The organism is Bradyrhizobium lablabi (genome assembly GCF_001440475.1).
In the GTDB taxonomy this organism is placed as follows: Bacteria; Pseudomonadota; Alphaproteobacteria; order Rhizobiales; family Xanthobacteraceae; genus Bradyrhizobium; species Bradyrhizobium lablabi.
The window spans coordinates 66,964-84,087 of sequence record NZ_LLYB01000131.1; the positions used below are offsets into that span (position 1 = coordinate 66,964).

General features: G+C 63.6%; 20 protein-coding genes. 10 read left to right on the forward strand and 10 right to left on the reverse strand.

Features of this window, described 5'->3' with window-relative positions; translation table 11 throughout:
• Nucleotides 1-28: 28 nt before the first annotated feature.
• A complete protein-coding gene (locus tag CQ14_RS38890) occupies nt 29-997 on the reverse strand; it encodes a Bug family tripartite tricarboxylate transporter substrate binding protein (RefSeq protein ID WP_057863026.1) in 969 nt (322 codons plus the stop codon).
• A 77-nt stretch (nt 998-1,074) separates the two neighbouring features.
• Complete coding sequence (locus CQ14_RS44290; RefSeq protein ID WP_057863027.1) at nt 1,075-2,139, reverse strand: LacI family DNA-binding transcriptional regulator; 1,065 nt, start codon at nt 2,137-2,139, stop codon at nt 1,075-1,077.
• Nucleotides 2,140-2,371: 232 nt separating this feature from the next.
• On the opposite strand from CQ14_RS44290, the gene CQ14_RS38900 reads away from it, so the two are divergent.
• The 10 genes from CQ14_RS38900 (at nt 2,372) to CQ14_RS44295 (ending at nt 10,227) form a co-directional block, all read left to right on the forward strand.
• Complete coding sequence (locus CQ14_RS38900; protein WP_057863028.1) at nt 2,372-3,169, forward strand: SDR family NAD(P)-dependent oxidoreductase; 798 nt, start codon at nt 2,372-2,374, stop codon at nt 3,167-3,169.
• 45 nt (nt 3,170-3,214) lie between these two features.
• Nucleotides 3,215-4,411 (forward strand): ABC transporter substrate-binding protein, encoded by a 1,197-nt coding sequence (locus tag CQ14_RS38905; protein ID WP_057863029.1) that lies wholly within the window; start codon nt 3,215-3,217, stop codon nt 4,409-4,411.
• Nucleotides 4,411-6,012 carry a flavin-containing monooxygenase gene (locus CQ14_RS38910; RefSeq protein WP_057863030.1) on the forward strand — a complete coding sequence of 534 codons (1,602 nt, stop codon included), beginning with the start codon at nt 4,411-4,413 and terminating at the stop codon, nt 6,010-6,012. Before CQ14_RS38905 ends, CQ14_RS38910 begins: the two co-directional genes overlap by 1 nt.
• A gap of 72 nt (nt 6,013-6,084) precedes the next feature.
• Nucleotides 6,085-6,618, forward strand: a complete 534-nt coding sequence (locus CQ14_RS38915; protein ID WP_057863031.1) for a VOC family protein — start codon at nt 6,085-6,087, stop codon at nt 6,616-6,618.
• A gap of 58 nt (nt 6,619-6,676) precedes the next feature.
• Nucleotides 6,677-7,237, forward strand: a complete 561-nt coding sequence (locus CQ14_RS38920) for a carboxymuconolactone decarboxylase family protein (protein ID WP_057863032.1) — start codon at nt 6,677-6,679, stop codon at nt 7,235-7,237.
• A 77-nt stretch (nt 7,238-7,314) separates the two neighbouring features.
• Nucleotides 7,315-7,740, forward strand: coding sequence for a DOPA 4,5-dioxygenase family protein (locus CQ14_RS38925; RefSeq protein ID WP_057863033.1), 426 nt, complete (start codon nt 7,315-7,317; stop codon nt 7,738-7,740).
• A 188-nt stretch (nt 7,741-7,928) separates the two neighbouring features.
• Nucleotides 7,929-8,921 carry a DUF2778 domain-containing protein gene (locus CQ14_RS38930; protein ID WP_082650234.1) on the forward strand — a complete coding sequence of 331 codons (993 nt, stop codon included), beginning with the start codon at nt 7,929-7,931 and terminating at the stop codon, nt 8,919-8,921.
• Nucleotides 8,918-9,187, forward strand: a complete 270-nt coding sequence (locus CQ14_RS38935; protein ID WP_057863035.1) for a hypothetical protein — start codon at nt 8,918-8,920, stop codon at nt 9,185-9,187. Before CQ14_RS38930 ends, CQ14_RS38935 begins: the two co-directional genes overlap by 4 nt.
• A gap of 111 nt (nt 9,188-9,298) precedes the next feature.
• Entirely contained in the window at nt 9,299-9,907 is a 609-nt protein-coding gene (locus CQ14_RS38940; RefSeq protein ID WP_057863036.1) for a nuclear transport factor 2 family protein, read from the forward strand.
• Between the two features lie 110 nt (nt 9,908-10,017).
• The gene (locus CQ14_RS44295) at nt 10,018-10,227 is read left to right on the forward strand and encodes a hypothetical protein (protein ID WP_156435846.1); all 210 of its coding nucleotides are present in this window, start codon (nt 10,018-10,020) and stop codon (nt 10,225-10,227) included.
• Here the strand turns inward: CQ14_RS44295 and CQ14_RS38945 are convergent.
• From CQ14_RS38945 to CQ14_RS38980, 8 genes are read right to left on the reverse strand one after another with little or no spacing between them, the layout of a single operon-like run.
• Entirely contained in the window at nt 10,220-11,260 is a 1,041-nt protein-coding gene (locus CQ14_RS38945) for a uroporphyrinogen decarboxylase family protein (RefSeq protein ID WP_199805733.1), read from the reverse strand. The two genes, CQ14_RS44295 and CQ14_RS38945, sit on opposite strands and share 8 nt — an antisense overlap.
• Before the next feature lie 37 nt (nt 11,261-11,297).
• Nucleotides 11,298-12,167 (reverse strand): fumarylacetoacetate hydrolase family protein, encoded by an 870-nt coding sequence (locus CQ14_RS38950; protein WP_057863037.1) that lies wholly within the window; start codon nt 12,165-12,167, stop codon nt 11,298-11,300.
• Nucleotides 12,164-12,829, reverse strand: a complete 666-nt coding sequence (locus CQ14_RS38955; RefSeq protein ID WP_057863038.1) for a polysaccharide deacetylase family protein — start codon at nt 12,827-12,829, stop codon at nt 12,164-12,166. Before CQ14_RS38955 ends, CQ14_RS38950 begins: the two co-directional genes overlap by 4 nt.
• 10 nt (nt 12,830-12,839) lie before the next feature.
• The gene (locus CQ14_RS38960; RefSeq protein ID WP_057863039.1) at nt 12,840-13,640 is read right to left on the reverse strand and encodes an ABC transporter permease; all 801 of its coding nucleotides are present in this window, start codon (nt 13,638-13,640) and stop codon (nt 12,840-12,842) included.
• A 7-nt stretch (nt 13,641-13,647) separates the two neighbouring features.
• Entirely contained in the window at nt 13,648-14,445 is a 798-nt protein-coding gene (locus CQ14_RS38965; RefSeq protein WP_245320875.1) for an ABC transporter ATP-binding protein, read from the reverse strand.
• Nucleotides 14,424-15,179 (reverse strand): ABC transporter permease, encoded by a 756-nt coding sequence (locus CQ14_RS38970; RefSeq protein WP_057863041.1) that lies wholly within the window; start codon nt 15,177-15,179, stop codon nt 14,424-14,426. The genes CQ14_RS38965 and CQ14_RS38970 overlap by 22 nt, the downstream gene beginning before the upstream one ends.
• A gap of 10 nt (nt 15,180-15,189) precedes the next feature.
• Complete coding sequence (locus CQ14_RS38975; protein WP_057863042.1) at nt 15,190-16,161, reverse strand: ABC transporter substrate-binding protein; 972 nt, start codon at nt 16,159-16,161, stop codon at nt 15,190-15,192.
• Nucleotides 16,162-16,209: 48 nt separating this feature from the next.
• Nucleotides 16,210-16,962: a GntR family transcriptional regulator gene (locus tag CQ14_RS38980; RefSeq protein ID WP_245320876.1), complete on the reverse strand. Its 753-nt coding sequence runs from the start codon at nt 16,960-16,962 to the stop codon at nt 16,210-16,212.
• Nucleotides 16,963-17,124 lie beyond the last annotated feature (162 nt).

The following is a 17,124-nucleotide window of genomic DNA, read 5'->3' on the forward strand; positions in this document are numbered from 1 at the left end:
TTGTCTCGGCCCTCCTTTTTCGTTTTGGCTACTTGACCTCGATCTTCGCGTCGCTGGCGACCTTCTTCCAGGCTTCGATGTCGCGCGCGTTGATGTCGCGCTGCTGGTCTCCGGCGATGAAGTCCACGGAGATGCCGAGCGCCAGCAGCTTCTCGGCGATATCGGCCTCGGCCAGCGACTCCTTCAGCGAGGCCGAGATCTTCTGCGCGATCGGAACGGGAAGACCCGCCGGCGCATACATCACCCAGGACAGGCTCCGTTCGAAATCGACGCCTTGCTCCTTGTAGCTTGCGACCTCCGGCAGGCTCGGCGATCGTCCGCCGCATACCGCAAGCGCCTTCAGCTTGCCGTCCTTCACCAGCGGCGTTCCGGTTGCCATGTCGACCAGTCCGACCGAGATGTGCCCGCCCATCAGGTCGTTCGCGAGCTTGGCGGCGCCGCTGAACGGGACATGCTGCAGACGGACGCCGGCCTTCTGGGAGAGGATTTCGCCGCAGAAATGTCCGGTCGAGCCGACGCCCCAGCTGCCATACTGGATCGGTTCGCCCTTCTTCGATCGCTCGGTCAGCTCGCGCAGATCGCTTGCGGGAAAATCCTTTGCCGCGATGAGCAGGATCGATGACGTTCCGATCCGCCCGATGGTGGTGAAATCCTTGATCGGATCATAGGGCAGGTTGGGGTAGACCGCCGGCGCCAGCACGTGGGTCGTCATGCCGCCGATCGTGATGGTGTAGCCATCCGGCGGAGAGGTTGCCGCCTGCTGCGCGCCGATGGTGCCTGCGGCGCCGGTGCGGTTTTCGACGTAGATGGTCTGGCCGAGGCGTTTTCCCATTTTGTCGGCGAGCAGGCGGCCGAGCACGTCGCCGCCGCCTCCGGCCCCGAACGGCAACAGCATCTTGATCTTCTTGGAGGGGTAGTCGGCCGTGTCATCTGCGTGGGCCGAACAGGCCACTGACGCGAGCGCAAGCAGCGACAGCATCATCGCGCGTAACTTCATTTACTCACTCCCTGGGTTTTGTTTTTTTGGTCGTTCGTCGCCGACGTTTTTCGCCGGGTGTAGAGATCGTCGCGTCGTCAGGGCGCGCGAGGCGTCGCACCGGAGTGCCGCAGGATGAACCGTGTCGGCAGGTAGACCGGCCGTATCTTCCTGGCGTCGTCACCGCCGCGGATACGGTCGAGCAGGATGTTGGCGGCGACCCGGCCCATCTGGTCGAGATCCCAGGTCAACGCGGAAATGCCCGGCGTCGCATGCCGTGCCAGATCGGTGTCGCCGATGCAGACCAGCGATACGTCGTCGGGATAGCGGAGACCGCTGCTGGCGAGTGCATCCATCACGCCGGCCAGCATGTGCGTGCCCAGCGTGATGATCGCGGTTGGACGGTTCGGGCCCCGCAGCAATTGGCAGACGTCGCTGAACGCAATGCTGGAGCCCTGCGTCTGCGGCCGGATCAAATCGGGATCTATCGCGAGCCCGGCTTCGGCATGGGCCTGGCGATAGCCGGCGAGGCGCTCCGAACTCGGCAGTAGCGCGGCGCGTCCGGTGAGCAGCGCGATGCGGCGATGGCCGAGGCCGATCAGATAGCGTGTGATTTCGAGGCCGCCGCCGCGATGGTCTGCGCGCACAGACGGCACGCCGGGCACTTCGCGGTCGATCGCCACGCAGGGCAGGTCCAGATTTGCAAGCGCACCGGTGAAGTCCGTGTGGGCATTGTCGCCGGCGAACAACAGCAATCCGTCCATCCGCCGCCGGCGCACCGCCGAGACGAACGCCGTCTCTCGGTCTTCCTCGTGGCGGGTCGCCGCGAGCATCAGCACATAGCCGGCGCGCTGCAGCTCTTCCTCGGCGCCATTGATCATCTCGCTGTAGAGCGGGTTGGAGAGGTCGGCGACCATGCAGCCGATCGTCTTGCTCTCGCGCGAGCGCAGCGCCTGCGCCGCCGAATGCGGCTCGAAGCGCAGCCGGTTCACCGCCCGCATGATCCGCGCGTGCAATTCCGGGCTGATGTGCGGCTCGCCGTTCATGACCCGGCTGACGCTGCTGACGGATACGCCGGCCTGGGCCGCGACGTCACGAATGGTGGCGCGTGCAGGCCGTGTCCGCCGGCTCTTGGCCTCTGGTCCCTCTTGCACCCTGTTCATCGCGACATCTCGATCGTCCGCAGATTTGAGGCGCGGGCCCGCGCAACACCGAAACCTAACGTATTCTGAGAACGATATACAAGATACTACGGCTTTAAATATGCCTATTGCGTGATGCTGGCGGACAAAGTATGGAAACGTTTCCAAAGAACGGCGGGACGGCGAAATGACCGCTGCTCCTGCGCGACAACAACACGGCCGAACGGCCTGAAACGGGGAAACGGATCCAGCCATGACGGGGCGTGTCGAAGGGAAGGTCGTTCTGGTGACCGGCGCTGCCAATGGCATCGGGCGGGCCGCGGCGCTGGTGCTGGCCCGCGAGGGCGCGAAGATCGTCGCGGCCGATCTGCAGGATGAGAGGGGCGAGGGCCTGCTGCGCGAATTGCGCGCCGGCGGCTGCGAGTGCGAATACACCCACCACGACGTGACGCGCGAGGAAGACTGGCAGTCGGTCGTGGCCGGGATCAAGGCGCGGTTCGGCAGGCTCGATGTCCTCGTCAACAATGCCGGGATCGGCCTCTCGGGCGCCGTCGTCGACATGGCGTTCGCCGACTGGAAGCGGCAGGTGGCCGTCAATCTCGACGGCGTCTTTCTCGGCGTGAAGTATTCGCTGCCGCTGATGAGGGCGAGCGGCGGCGGCAGCATCATCAACGTTTCCTCGATTGCAGGGATCAAGGCGTCGCCGAACGTTTCGGGCTATTGCGCGACCAAGGGCGGCGTGCGGCTGTTCACCAAATCGGTCGCGCTGGAATGCGCCGCCGCCAAGGACGGCGTTCGCGTCAACTCGCTGCATCCCGGCATCACCGAAACCGCGATCTGGGACACGCTGATCGGCACCGTCGAGGACGGCTCGAACGGCGGACGGGAACGCGGGCCGACGCTGGACAAGTTCACCGAACGCGCCGTTCCGCTCGGGTACAAGGCGACGCCTGAAGATATCGCCAACGGCATCCTGTGGCTCGCCAGCGACGAGAGCCGCTACGTCACCGGCACCGAACTCGTCATCGACGGAGGCAGGTCGATCGGCTGAAGCGAGATTGCGATAACCAGAAGGTAAAATGAGTGGGAGGAGAGGATGTTCAAGCGTGCGTTCTGGCCGGCGCTGCTGGCCAGTGTTGTTGCGGTAACGTCAGGGACAGGCTCGGCATCGGCACAGAAGAAATACGATTCCGGCGCGTCCGATACTGAAATCAAGATCGGCCAGACCATGCCCTACAGCGGTCCGGCCTCCTCCTACGGCACCATCGGTCTGGCGATGGCCGCCTATTTCGAGAAGATCAGCGGCGTCAACGGCCGCAAGATCACGCTGTTGTCGCGCGACGACGGATTTCAGTCGAGCAAGACCGTCGAAATGACCCGCATGCTGGTGGAGAGCGACGAGGTCCTGTTCATGGCCGCCTCGCTCGGCACGGCGCCGAACATCGCCGTGCAAAAATATCTCAACGGCAAGAAAGTGCCGCAGTTGTTCGTCGCGACCGGCGCCACCCGCTGGAGCGATCCCGCCAACTTCCCGTGGACCATGGGATGGCAGCCGAGCTACCAGATCGAAGGCGCCATTCTCGGCCGTTACACGATCGGTGCGCACCCGGCCGCCAAGATCGGTATCCTCTATCAGAGCGACGATTCCGGAAAGGACTACATCAAGGGATTCAAGGCGGGACTTGGCGACGCCACCAAGCAGATCGTGGCGGAAATCTCCTACGAACTCACCGATCCCACCGTCGATTCCCAGATCGTGGCGCTCAAGACCGCGGGCGCGGATACTTTCTTCCTGCACGCCAATCCGCGCTTTTCGGCACAGGCGATCCGCCGCGCCTACGAGGTGAACTGGCGTCCTGCGATGATCATGGCAAGCGTCGGCGCGTCGGTCGGATCGGCGTTGGCGCCGGCAGGATTGGAGAAATCGGTCGGCGCGGTCACGGCCGCCTACCTGAAGGACCCCGCCGACAAGGTCTGGGAAAACGACAAGGCTCTGCTCGATTGGGCCGCCTTCATGAAGCAGTGGTATCCGCGCGGCAACCTGAACGACGGCAGCAACGTCTATGGCTATTCACTGGCGCAGACGATCGTCGCCGTGCTCCGGCAGTGCGGGGACAATCTGACGCGCGAGAACGTCATGAAGCAGGCGGCCTCGCTCAAGAACCTCGAACTGCCGATGGCATTGCCGGGCGTCCGTCTCAACACCAGCCCTGAAAAATTCCTTCCGATCGAGGAGATGCGCCTCGTCCGTTTTGACGGGACTTCGTGGGTGCTGATGGAGGCAAAGCCCTGATGAGTGCGAGAGACGCTCTCGAAGGCGAGTACGATGCCGTCGTCGTCGGCGCCGGGTTCGGCGGCCTCTATGCGCTGCATCGGCTTCGCGAACTCGGGTTGTCGGTCATCGGCTTCGAAGCCGCGCCCGAGGTCGGCGGTACCTGGTACTGGAACCGCTATCCGGGCGTGCGCTGCGATGTTCCGAGCCTCTATTACTCCTACACCTGGTCCGCCGAATTGCGGCGCGAGTGGCGCTGGTCGGAGAAATATGCCACCCAGCGCGAAATCCTCGACTACGCCCGCTATGTCGCGGATCGCTTCGGGATCCGCGACCTGATCCGGTTCGAGACGCGCGTCACCGCGGCCGCGTTCGATGAAGCGGAAAATATCTGGCAGGTATCGACGGATCGGGGAGATCGCATCCGCGCCCGCTTCTGCGTGATGGCCAGCGGCTGTCTCTCGGTGCCCAACAATCCGAAGGTGGCGGGCGCGGAGAGTTTTCGCGGACGAATCTACCATACCGCGCGCTGGCCGGAGCAGCCGGTCGACTTTTCAGGCTTGCGCGTCGGCGTGATCGGCACCGGCTCATCGGGTGTGCAGGCCATTCCGCTGATCGCCGAGGCGGCGCAGCAGGTCGTGGTATTCCAGCGCACGCCGAATTTCTCGGTGCCGGCGCGCAACCGACAGCTTCGGGACGAGGATTACGAGCAATTCGAGGCGGCCTATCCGGCCTATCTCGAAAGCCTCGAAAGCCCGCATTTCGGCCGCGTCAATTCGGCAGCGTTTGAGGCGCCGATACCCTCCCGCGAAGAACAGTGGCGGCGCTATGAGGAACTCTGGCAGGAGGGCGGCGGTGGAATTCTGCTGTCGTTCCCGAACCTCCTCACCCATGAAGCCGTCAACGACGTCGCCTGCGATTTCGTGCGCGAGAAGATCAGCCAGATCGTGAAGGATCCGAGGACCGCGGCAGCCTTGAGCCCTGGCGGTTATCCGCTGGGCGTCAAACGCATCTGCGTCGATACCAATTATTATGAAACGTTCAACCGCGAGAACGTCGAACTGGTCGACCTCAAGCAAGAGCCGCTTGACCGCATCACGGCCGATGGCATCAAGACGTCGGCGCGGCAGTTCGAACTCGACGCACTGGTATTTGCCACCGGCTTCGACGCCATGACGGGCGCGTTGTTCGCCATGGACATTCGCGGACGCAACGAGCTTGGCCTGCGCGAGGCGTGGAAGGACGGACCGCGCGCCTATCTCGGCCTCACCGTGGCGGACTTTCCCAACCTGTTCATCGTCACGGGTCCCGGCAGCCCGTCCGTGATCGGCAACATGATCAACGCCTGCGAGCAGCATGTCGACTGGCTGGCCGACTGCATCGACTACATGCGCCGGCGCGGCCTGCAAATCCTGGAGCCGGAGCCCGCAGCGGAACGGGCCTGGATGGACCATGTCGCCGACATGGCTGCGCGCACGCTGTTTCCAAAAGCCAATTCCTGGTACCTCGGCGCCAACATCGCGGGCAAACCGCGCGTCTTCATGCCCTATGTGGGCGAAGGCTACCGGTTCAGATGCGCGCAGATCGCCGCGCGCGGGTACGAAGGTTTTCGCCTGACTTGAGCTGCGACATCGGGGCGACGCGGCTCCAGCACGTGGGCCGATAGCGTCGCCGGACAACAACGGGAGGTTTCAATGAGCCGCATCTTCGGCGCGGTCTGCCAGAACGGATATGTGGTGCGCGATATCCGCGCCGCGATGGATCACTGGGTCAATGTGATGGGCGTCGGGCCCTGGTATTACATCGACAGGGTCAAGACCGATTACTTCCGCCATCGCGGGCATGACTCCGCCATGGAGATGAGCGTGGCGCTCGCCAATTCCGGCGATCTGCAGATCGAGCTGATCCAGCAGCGCAACGATGCGCCCTCGATGTACAAGGAGTTTCTCGACTCCGGCCGCGAAGGCCTGCAGCACATGTCGTACTGGACCCGCGACTATCAGGGCCTCTACGACCGCGCGCTGTCGCTTGGCTATAAAGTGGGACATGAGGGCCAGATCGGCGGCGAGAAGGGCCGCTTCGCCTATTTCGATACGCAGGCCCACCCCGGCACCGTGGTGGAAATCTCAGACATCAGCGGCAGCAAGGGGAGCTTCTTCGAGCATATCCGCAAGGTCGCCGCCGGTTGGGACGGCTCCGATCCGATCCGCGAAGTCGGCGGCCGCTGAGCGGCGCCGCGGCGCGGGCGATTCAACAACAGGAACAGCGACATAAGGAAATAAGTGGATGGCAAGACTTCCCCTGATCGACCCGGCGGCAACCGGCGGCGACATACGCACGTCCTTCGACAGGATGCCGGTCGTCCTGAACATTTTCCGGATGATGGCGCACGCCGAGGCCAATTTCATTCCGGCGATGCGGTTCGCCAATTCGATCCTGCACCGCCAAAAGCTCAGCCACGTCAATCGCGAACTGCTGATTCTTCAGGTCGCGCAGTGGGAGCACGGCGAATATGAGTGGCGGCAGCATGTTCCGATCGCGCTCGGCGTCGGCGTTTCGCAGCGGCAGATCGATTGCATCGAGCAGGGCAAGTACGAGGACGCCGCCTTCAATGACGCCGAAAAGGCGCTGCTGGCGTTCGGCCGCGAGGTGATCGAGAACGTGAGCGTTGCAGCACCGGTCTTTGCTGCGATGCGCAAGCACTTCAGCGAGCAGGAGATCGTCGAATCGATCCTTGCGATCGGATTCTACATGACGATGGCCCGCCTGACCGAAGCAACCGAGGTCGACCTCGACGCCGCCGCCGGCATGACCGTTTTCGAGAGCAGCAAGAAGCGATCGGGCTGATACCTGCACATTGACCACGCCCCCGGTTGCAGCGATCATCGACCGGTCCAAAGCAGCGATGGCGTGGAGCAAAGGCCATGACGGGTGAGCCGGGAGCGGGCGGGCCGCGACCACTGGGCGAGATCGCCAGCTATCACGCCCATATCTATTACGATCCGGCGACCACACGGGCCGAGGCCGAGCAATTGCGCACCTGGATCGGCGAGCGCTTCTCGGTCACGCTCGGGCGCTGGCACGACGTCAAGGTCGGGCCGCACGACCAGGCCATGTACCAGGTCGCCTTTGCCCGCGAGATATTCCCTGAACTGGTGCCCTGGCTGATGCTCAACCATGGCAAGTTGAGTGTTCTGGTGCATCCGAATACAACCAATCCGCGCCGGGACCATCAGGCCGATCCGATCTGGATCGGGCCGGCGCTCGCAGTGCATGCCGACAAGCTGCCGGAGCACGCTGAGATGGAGCAGGCGCCGGTGCCGAATACCAATCCGGTTCTGCGGCCCTGAGCGGTGCCCCGCCGGTGCGGCTTGGTGGATTCACTATCAGAAGGCTTGAACCTGCGAATTGCGCCGGCCATGATGGCGGCCAATACTTGTCTCGATTATGCCTTACTTTGGTTTGCATTATGGTGGGACTTATTCGGTGAATCCTTTAGGAATCAGACGTGATTCCGAAAGCGCCGAGCCGGGGGTAGATGGGTAAACGTACGACCAGCGCAGCCGGGCCTGCTTCGCGCCCGCGTACCCGATTGTACCGTGAAGCGACGTTCGGCGTCGCGGCGCTCGCTATCGCATTGGGGCTGGCCGCCTGGGTGACCGATTTCGATGTGACCCGCTGGATCGATCCCGCGTCCGCCAACGTCCCCAGCACAACCTCGTTCGACGAGCGTTTCGGTCCGTCCTCGGTCCGCCGTTCGCTGGCCATCAACTACCCCTCGCGTCCCGTCGTACGCCAGCAACGCGCTGACTTCGAGGCGGAGTTCGGGCATATCGAAAGCCAGTTGGGCGGACCATTGCGGGAGCAGGCTGTCCAGCCCGAGCCCGAGCAGCCTGCGCCGTCAGTTGAAGTCGCGATTCCCTTGCCGAGATCCCGGCCGGTCCTGGCCAATCTTCAGTCCATGAGAAACGATCCGCCGACGGTCTCGGCTGACAATCGCACGATGTTCGAGAAGCTTGCCGACCTGGTGCCGATGCGCTTCTCGCTGGCATCGCTGACGCCGGGCGACGGGCTGCTCGGCGAGCGCAAGGATCTGGGAGCGCTTGGCTTCGACGGTCAGACCGCTGTCTACGACATTTCGGCTCGTACGGTGTACTTGCCCAACGGCACCAGGCTCGAGGCACATTCCGGGCTCGGCAGCCTGATGGACAATCCGGCGCATGTCGATCAGCGCATGGTCGGCGCAACGCCGCCGAACGTCTACGATCTGAAGCCGCGCGAGAAACTGTTTCATGGCGTCGCGGCATTGCGCATGACGCCGGTCGGCGAAAACGAAATGCATGGGCGAAACGGCCTGCTCGTCCACAGCTACCTGCTCGGCCCCAACGGCGATTCCAACGGCTGCGTCTCGATCAAGGATTATGACAGGTTCCTGCAGGCCTACCGGAACGGCGAGGTGAAGCGGCTGGTCGTCGTGCCGAGCCTTCGCGAAGGCCTGACCGCGTCGCGGCGCTCACCGTCCCCGTCATGACTTCGGTCGCCGGCGACGTCGCCGATTCCGACACGCCGCTGCGGGCGGTATTCAAGATCAACCTGAACGGCAAGACGGTGTCGATCGCCACCGTCGGTCAGGCCTATCGTTTCATCACCAATCTCTCTTCGGTCGAATGGATCGAATTCCGCGCGCTGCACGCCGATGCTGTTAGTGCACTGCAAGGCGCCGCCGATAATGCGATGCTGACCGTGCAGGCGACCAACGCGCTGCGTGCGCTGTTCGTTCGCGCCAGGCTGTTGTGACGGCGCCGGGCCGTCCACTAACGCCCTCGGTCTACCCGGCTTGTCAGCTTATGCCCGGCGTGGCTATGTCTCAGGAACGCCTGAGAAATATGGCCGAAGGAAAACGTCCGCATGCCCCGAAGTGACGCCGAGATTGAAGACGATCGCCTGGTCCGGGAATTGCTGCAGAACTGGGCGATCTGGCGCGATGCCGGAGACTGGGAGCGTTTCCGCACCGTCTGGCATCCCGACGGCCGCATGATGGCGACCTGGACGCAGGGCACCGGCGACGAGTTCATCGAAATCAGCAAGCAGGCCTGGGCCAAGGGCGTCAGCATCCTGCATTTCCTCGGCGGCATTTCGGTCGATCTCGCCGGAAACCGGGCGATCTCGCAGACCAAGATGACGATCTCGCAGCGCGCCGAGGTCGAAGGCGTGCTGTGCGACGTGCTCTGCACCGGGCGGTTTTACGACTTCCTCGAAAAGCGGGAAGGGCGGTGGGGGATCGTGCTGCGCCAGCCGATCTATGAGAAGGACCGCATGGACCCCGTCACGCCGGGGACGGCGCCGGTCCTGGACAAGGCTCTCCTCGAGCAATTCCCTCACGGCTACCGGCACCTCGCTTATTTGCAGACCCGTATCGGCTACACGGTCAAGCGCGACATGCCGGGCCTGAAAGGGCCCGAAGTCGAGGCATTGTATGCGCGGGGCGCGGCGTGGCTGAAAGGTAATCCGATCTAGGTTATCTGGCTGCGCGGTGCCCTGCACCGTCACGACCCTTGACGTGGATCAAAGAAACCATCCAGCGCCGGGGGGCAGCATGAAAGCATCACCTATGGCAGGGGATGCGTATGGCGAGTCACCTGGAGTTGAGTTCGCGAGCAGCACTTTGCAGACTGCTCGCGCAGCGCGAACCGGACAGCAAGGTCTATTGGCTGGCTGAGGCTGAAAACTGGTCGCGTCTTTCCCGTGAACCCATCGATCTGCAACGAACGGGCCGTGAAGACGACCCGCTCGAACAGTTTCTGGCTCGGATCGGCAGCCGCCTGGGTCTTAGCTGATCTCCTTGCGCACGGTCGCCGCTGCATCGCACATCGCCTTCAGCTTTCCGAACGCGACATGGCGCGGCATGTATTTCATGCCGCAATCGGGCGCGACGACGAGGCGCTCCGCGGCGACGTGCTTCAGCCCGTTGCGAATCCGGCCCGCCACCACGTCGGCGGTTTCGATCTCGGGATTGCCGAGGTCGAGCACGCCAAGCATGATCTTCTTCGACGACAGGTCCTTGAGCACGCCGAGATCGAGTTTTGGCTGCGCCGCCTCGATCGAAATCTGCTCGGCGCTGGTGTCGGCGAGTTCGGCGAGGAAGGAATAACCGGCCGGCTTGGTCGAGCCGGGGACAACCGCGGCATAGCCGAAACACAGGTGCACCACGGTCGGCACGGTGATGCCCTGCAGGGCACGGTTGATCGCCTTGACCGCGTAGCGCCGGGCGAGGTCCGGATTGTTGCGCACCCAGGGCTCGTCAAGCTGGATCACGTCGGCGCCGGCCTTCTGCAGGTCGAGCGCTTCGGCGTTGACGGCTTCGGCAAACGCCATCGCCAGCTCTTCGTCGTCCTTGTAGAACTCGTTCTTGGCCTGCTGGCTCATCGTGAACGGGCCGGGCAGGGTGATCTTGGCCGCACGGTCGGTGTTCTTGCGCAGGAATTCCATGTCGTGCCGCTCGACCGGGCCGCGGCGCTTCACCGGGCCGACCACGCGCGGCACCGGCGTCTCGTGGCCGCTGCGCGACGTGATCATCGCCGGCTTTTCGTCGTCGATGCCCTCCAGCGCGGTGGCAAAACGATTCGAATAGCTTTCGCGGCGGATTTCGCCGTCGGTCACGATATCGATGCCGGCCCGCTCCATGTCCCTGATCGCAACAATTGTAGCGTCGTCCTGTGCCTCCTCCAGATGTTCGGCCGGCAGGCGCCACATCGCATGCAGGCGCGTGCGCGGCACCACTTTCGACAGCATCGCGCGATCGACCAGCCATTCCGGCTGCGGGTAGCTGCCGACGACCGTGGTCGGCAACAGATGCTTGGGCAGGTTCATGATTGCCTCCTTGCTCTTTTTATTGTGACTAGGCCCATCAGGCCGCGCGAGTTGCAGTTGCCGCGACCTCGTCCTTGACCGGATTGCGCAGCACGCCGATGCCGGACACTTCAACCTCGACCACGTCGCCACCCTTCATCCAGAGCGGCGGCGTGCGATAGGCGCCGACGCCGCCGGTGGTGCCGGTGACGATGACGTCGCCAGGGACCAGCTCGGTGAAGGTCGAGCAATAGGCGATCAGGGCGGGGACATCGAAGACGAGGTCCGAGATCGGCGCGGCCTGCACCTCGACGCCGTTGAGGCGGGTGGCGATGGTCTGCTTGGAGATGTCGGGGATTTCATCCGTCGTGACCATCCACGGCCCGAATCCGCCGGTGCCGACGAAGTTCTTGCCCGGCGCGAATTGCGAGGTGTGGCGCTGCCAGTCGCGAATGCTGCCGTCATTGTAGCAGGCATAGCCCGCGACATGCGCGAGTGCCTCTTCGCGCGAAATCCGCCGGCCGGCCTTGCCGATGATGACGGCCATCTCGCCTTCATAGTCGAACCGCTCCGACTCCAGCGGCCGGATCATCGGCTGGCCGCTGCCGACCTGGCTGTTGGCAAAGCGGGTGAAGATCATCGGATGCGGCGGGGTGGGGTGGCCGCTTTCGGCAAGATGCGTGGCATAGTTGACGCCGATGCAGAAGATCTTGTCCGGATCGGGCACCGTCGGCAGCAGCTCGATTTCGGCAAATGCGTAGTCTGGACGCTCGCACTGCAGGGCCTTCAGTTCGCCGAGCAATCCCCGTGCGAGCAGTGACTTCAGCGTCGGAACCGTCTTCAGCCGCTTCCCGGCATCGATGATGCCCGTGTTTGTGACCAGGCCATAGGTTGCGGTCTGGCCTGCCTTGAAACTCGCGATCTTCATGGTGTGACACTCTCTTCGATGTTGGAAACGTAGGGATGGATGGGCCGCACGATCTCGCCCGATCGGATCGGGACGCAATCAGGCGGAAAGTCCTGGTGGAAACGCGCGCCGGCTTTCGCGGCGCGGTCGACAAAGCGTTCGAGGTGATCCATCGCGCCGCTGGGGAGATCGTGCAGCACCATCAGGCTCCACGGCTGCGAGCGGCATTGTTCGATGGCCCGATCGGCCCAGCCGTCCGGATCATCCCAGTCGCGCGGGATGGCGTTCCAGAGCACGACGCTCAGCTTGTTGCGGATGAGGTAATCGACGACGGAAGGTTTTAATAGCCGGTCGTCGAGATTGCCGCCGCCGCCGAATGGCCGGAACCAGCGATGCGCGTGGGCGAGGTCGCCGATTGCATCTTGCGTCCGGCCGATCTCGTTGCGTGCCGCTTCCGGATCACGTTGTTGCCCGAGCGGCACCGAATGCGTAAAGGTGTGATTGCCGATCCAGTGGCCCTCATCGTGCGCGCGCCTCGCGAGATGGCGGCGTTCGGGGTCACCAAGCTTTTCGCCGATCACGAAGAAGGTCGTCCTGATGCCGCGTTCGCGCAAGGTATCGAGCACGCGCGGTGTGGCGCCGGGCTCGGGACCATTGTCGAATGTCAGCGTCAGGTCGAACACGTTCGCTCCGTCAGGTTGCTGGCTGCAGGCCAGTCGGTGCGATTTCGCCGGCGGCGTCTTGTCCGGCGCGCGTGCCGGTCTGCCAGATCGCAGCCTTGCGCTCGATCCATTTGATCGCGGCGTTGAAAGCGATCGCCATCGCCAGCACCAAGAGCACGCCGGCGAACACATGCGGGCTGTCGAGAATGGTACGGTAGCGCGAGATCAGATAGCCGATGCCGGCCGACGAAATCAGCATTTCCGACACCACCACGCCGACGATGACGAGCGCGCCGCCGACGCGCAAGCCCGACAGCACGGTCGGGATTGCGGCCGGAATGATTACCCGAACCAGCCGCTGGCTCAGCGTCGCGCCCATGCTGCGCGCAGCCAGCAGCAATTGCGGATCGATGGTCTGAATGCCGGCGGCGGTCGCCAGCATGGTCGGCAGGAAGCCGTAGATCGAGGCGAATGCGATCTTGGATTCCGAGCCGATGCCGAGCCACACCGTGAAGACGGGATAGAGGATGACCAGCGGCACCGCATAGAGGCTCGAGACCATCGGCATGATCAGGATGCGCGGCCGCGGCAGGCTGCCGACGATGGCGCCCAGCAAAATGCCGCCCCCGCAGGCGAACGCCATCGAGATCGCGACCTCATAGAGCGTGACGGCAAGGGCATGGCCGTATTCGCCGGCCTCGTTCCATCCGGCCGCGAGCGTCGAGGACAGCGATGGCAGGAACAATTCGGGAATGAGGCCTGCGCGCGGCAGGAACTCCCATAGCGCGATCAGGGCTACGACGATCAATCTGCGAAGCGTTGCGGCGCTCATGTCAGCCTCACGCCGATTTGCGGATATGCCGCCAGATGCGGTCGCGCAGGCTGCCGAACGCGTCGCCGCTCAGCATCTCATAGGTGCGCGGTCGCGGCAGCGAGACCTGCAGATGATCGACGATGCGGCCGGGCCGCGGCGACATCACGATCACCTCGTCGGCGAGATAGACCGCTTCCGTCAGGCTGTGGGTGACGAACACCACCGTCTTGCCGGTCGCGGCCCAGATCCGCAGCAGTTCGTCGCCCATGGTCATGCGGGTCTGCTCGTCGAGCGCCGCGAAGGGTTCGTCCATCAGCAGCACCGGCGGGTCCTGCACCAGGCCGCGCGCGATCGAGACACGCTGCTTCATCCCGCCGGACAGTTCGTGCGGATGGCGCTTGCCGAAGCCGTCGAGGCCCACGAGCTTCAGGGCATCCTGCGCTCTGGCACGGCGATCGCTTTTGGTGACGCCGCGCAGCGCCAGCGGGAACTCGACGTTCTCTTCCGCTGTCAGCCACGGAAACAGGCTGGCTTCCTGAAACACCACGCCGACCCGGTTCGGATCGGGCTCGGGAATCGGCGCGCCTGAGATGGTGATGGTGCCTGAGGTCTGCTGGCGCAGGCCGGCCATCATCATCAGGAGCGTGGACTTGCCGCACCCGCTCGGGCCGACCAGAACGACGAAGCGGCCGGGCTTGACGTCGAGCGAGACGTTCTCCAGCGCGACGACGTCCTGCGTCGTGGTCTTGAAGACCTGCCCGACATTGCGGACCTCGATCGCGCCGGCCGGCTTCAGCGGGGTTATGTTCGCCAATGGCTGCATCGTGTTTCCACCCATCTGACCAGTTCATTGAAGGCAATCGCGATCGCGGCGATCATCACCACGCCGGCCAGCAACTGCTTCATCTGGAAGTTTTCGCCCCAGGTCGCGATCTGGTGACCGATGCCGTCACGCGAGGCGTACATTTCGGCGAGGATGACGCCGGTGAGATTGAAGATCATCGAAATCCGCAGCGCTTCCAGCAGGACGGGAAGCATGCTCGGCAGGTAGACGCGGAAGGCGGTCTGGACAGGTGTCGCGCCATAGGAGCGGGCGACGGTCAGATGCTCGACCTTGACCGACTCGACCGCCGTCGTGGTCGACATGATCACGATGAAGATGGTCGAGAAGAAGCCGAAGCCAACCTTCTGCGAGAAGCCGACGCCGAACACCAGGATGAACATCGGCAGGAAGATCGATTTCGGAATGCTGAAGGCGAAGAACAGCAACGGTTTTGCCACGTCGGCAAAATAGCGGTTCTCCGCGATCAGGAAGCCGATCAGCGCGCCGACGGGAACGGCAAGCGCGAATGCGGTAGCCACCTCGCTGGCGGTGACCACGAGATCCTTCCGCACGCTCGCCCGCTGCAGCAGATCGCCAAGTGTAGCGAGCGTATCGGAAGCGGAGGGGAGCAGGCGCGGGTTGACGATGCCGGTTCGCGACAGGATTTCCCATATCGCAAACAGCGCCACCACGATGGCGACCCGCGTCGCCTTCACCGCAAATCCGCTTTGCATCGCGGTTGCCTCAGAACTTGGTCGGAACCGGCTTGAACTGCGTCGAGATGATCTCCGCCGCCGGCCCAAGGTCCTTCATGCCGCCGGCCTTGGCCATGTCGAGCGCGAGCTGAAGCTGCTCGGTGATCTTCGGCCCATCCATGCTGCCGTCGGTTTCCAGCTTCATGATCGTGTTTTCATACTCCAGCGCTGCGATCTCGGCGGGAATTTCATAGAGCTCGGTGATCAGCTTGACGGAGGCGTCCTTGTTGGCGCGCATGAACATCAGCGCGCCATAGAGCGCGTTCAGCGTCTTCTGCACCAGCTGCGGCTTGTCCTGCACGTATTTGTCGAGCGCGATCCACCCCGCTGCAAGGTTCGGCGGCACTTCCTTGGAGAAGTCGAGGATGGTACGTGCTTCGCCCGATTTGGAGATCTGGAAGCTCAGCGGCGAATAGACCACGGCGGCATCGACATTGCCGGCGAGCAGGTTCGGCACCAGGCCGCCGCCGCCGACGGGAACGCGGGTGAACTCGATCTTCTTGTCCTGCTGGGTCCATAGCGCCAGCAGATCGGAGCCTGAGCCCGCGGAGGTGATGGCGACCTTCTTGCCTTTCAGATCGTTGACGCCGAGCGTCGATTTCGAAAGCGTCATCAACTGCCAGCCGTAATAGCCCATGGCGGCGTTCGCGAGCACCTTGGAGTTCACGCCCTTCTTGCGACCGGCGGATACCAGCGAGGTCGCGTCGAGAATGACGTCGGCGGCGCCCGCCGCCATCGCCTCGAATGTCTCGGCGCCGCCGCGATAGATCGTCAGCTCCGCCTTGATGCCTTCCTTCTCGAACAGCTTTTGGCGCACCGCGGTTTCCGCGATGGTGGTCGGCCAATAGGTTTTTGTCGGCAGCCCGATGCGAACGGTATCGGCGGCCTGCGCCATGGCCGATGTAACAAGCACGGTGATGGCTGATATCGTTGCCAGGACGTGGCGTCGCGTGATCTTCATGGTGACGTTTCCCTTTTGCTTTTCTTGATTTGGTCTTCGAGCGGTCGATCACGCGGTGTCGCCACCTCCGGAAATTTTCGGAGCGGCGAGCTCGACGAGATGCATGGTCGTCATGAAATGCTTCGAGAGCGCCGCGACCGCGGCGTCGGCATCGCGCTTGAGTGTGGCGCGCACGATGGCGGCGTGCTCGGCCTCGACGTTGCGGGTTATTTCGCTGTTGCGGCGGATCGCGAGCCGTCGATAGCGCTCGCTCTGCTCGTGCAGCACATCGCGAAAGCCGAGCAGCCATTGCGAGCCGCAGGCATTCACCAGCGTGCGGTGGAAGACGCGGTGCCGCACCACCCATTCCTCATAATGATGGGTCGGATCATCAGGATAGGTGTGGGGAACGGCGCACAACGCCGCGAACGATTTTTCCACCGATGCAAGCCAGGCCGCATCGCCACGCTCGATCGAGCGGCGAAGCGCCAGCCCCTCGATATCGACGCGGGTTTGGGTCACGTCGCGCAGGTCGGTGGGCGATACCGGGCTGACGCGAAAGCCGCGCTGGTCGGACGCCTGTACCAACCCGTCCGCGACCAGCCGCGACAGTGCTTCGCGCACTGCGGCAAGGCTGACCGAAAACTGCTTGGCGAGGCCGGCGATATGCAGCTTCTGGCCGGGCAACAGCCGGGTCGAGAGAATATCCGCGCGCAGCCGCTCCTGGACGGCGGACGTCAGGCTACGCGGCCGTTCACCGGCAAGGCTCTCGCCAAAACTCAACCCGATACTGCTCATGCCGGCGGCAGATTGGCGAGGCAAGGCGAGATCGTCAATCGAAAATCGATTTTTTTGATAAGCGGCTGTTCAGGCTGCGTTTTCTTCCTGGCTGGCTCGCTTCAAGCGGATCTCCCTCCGAATTCTCGTGGCACCGGCTGAAAATCATCGTGACAACCTCCGGGCACTCACCTAGATAGTTCGCAT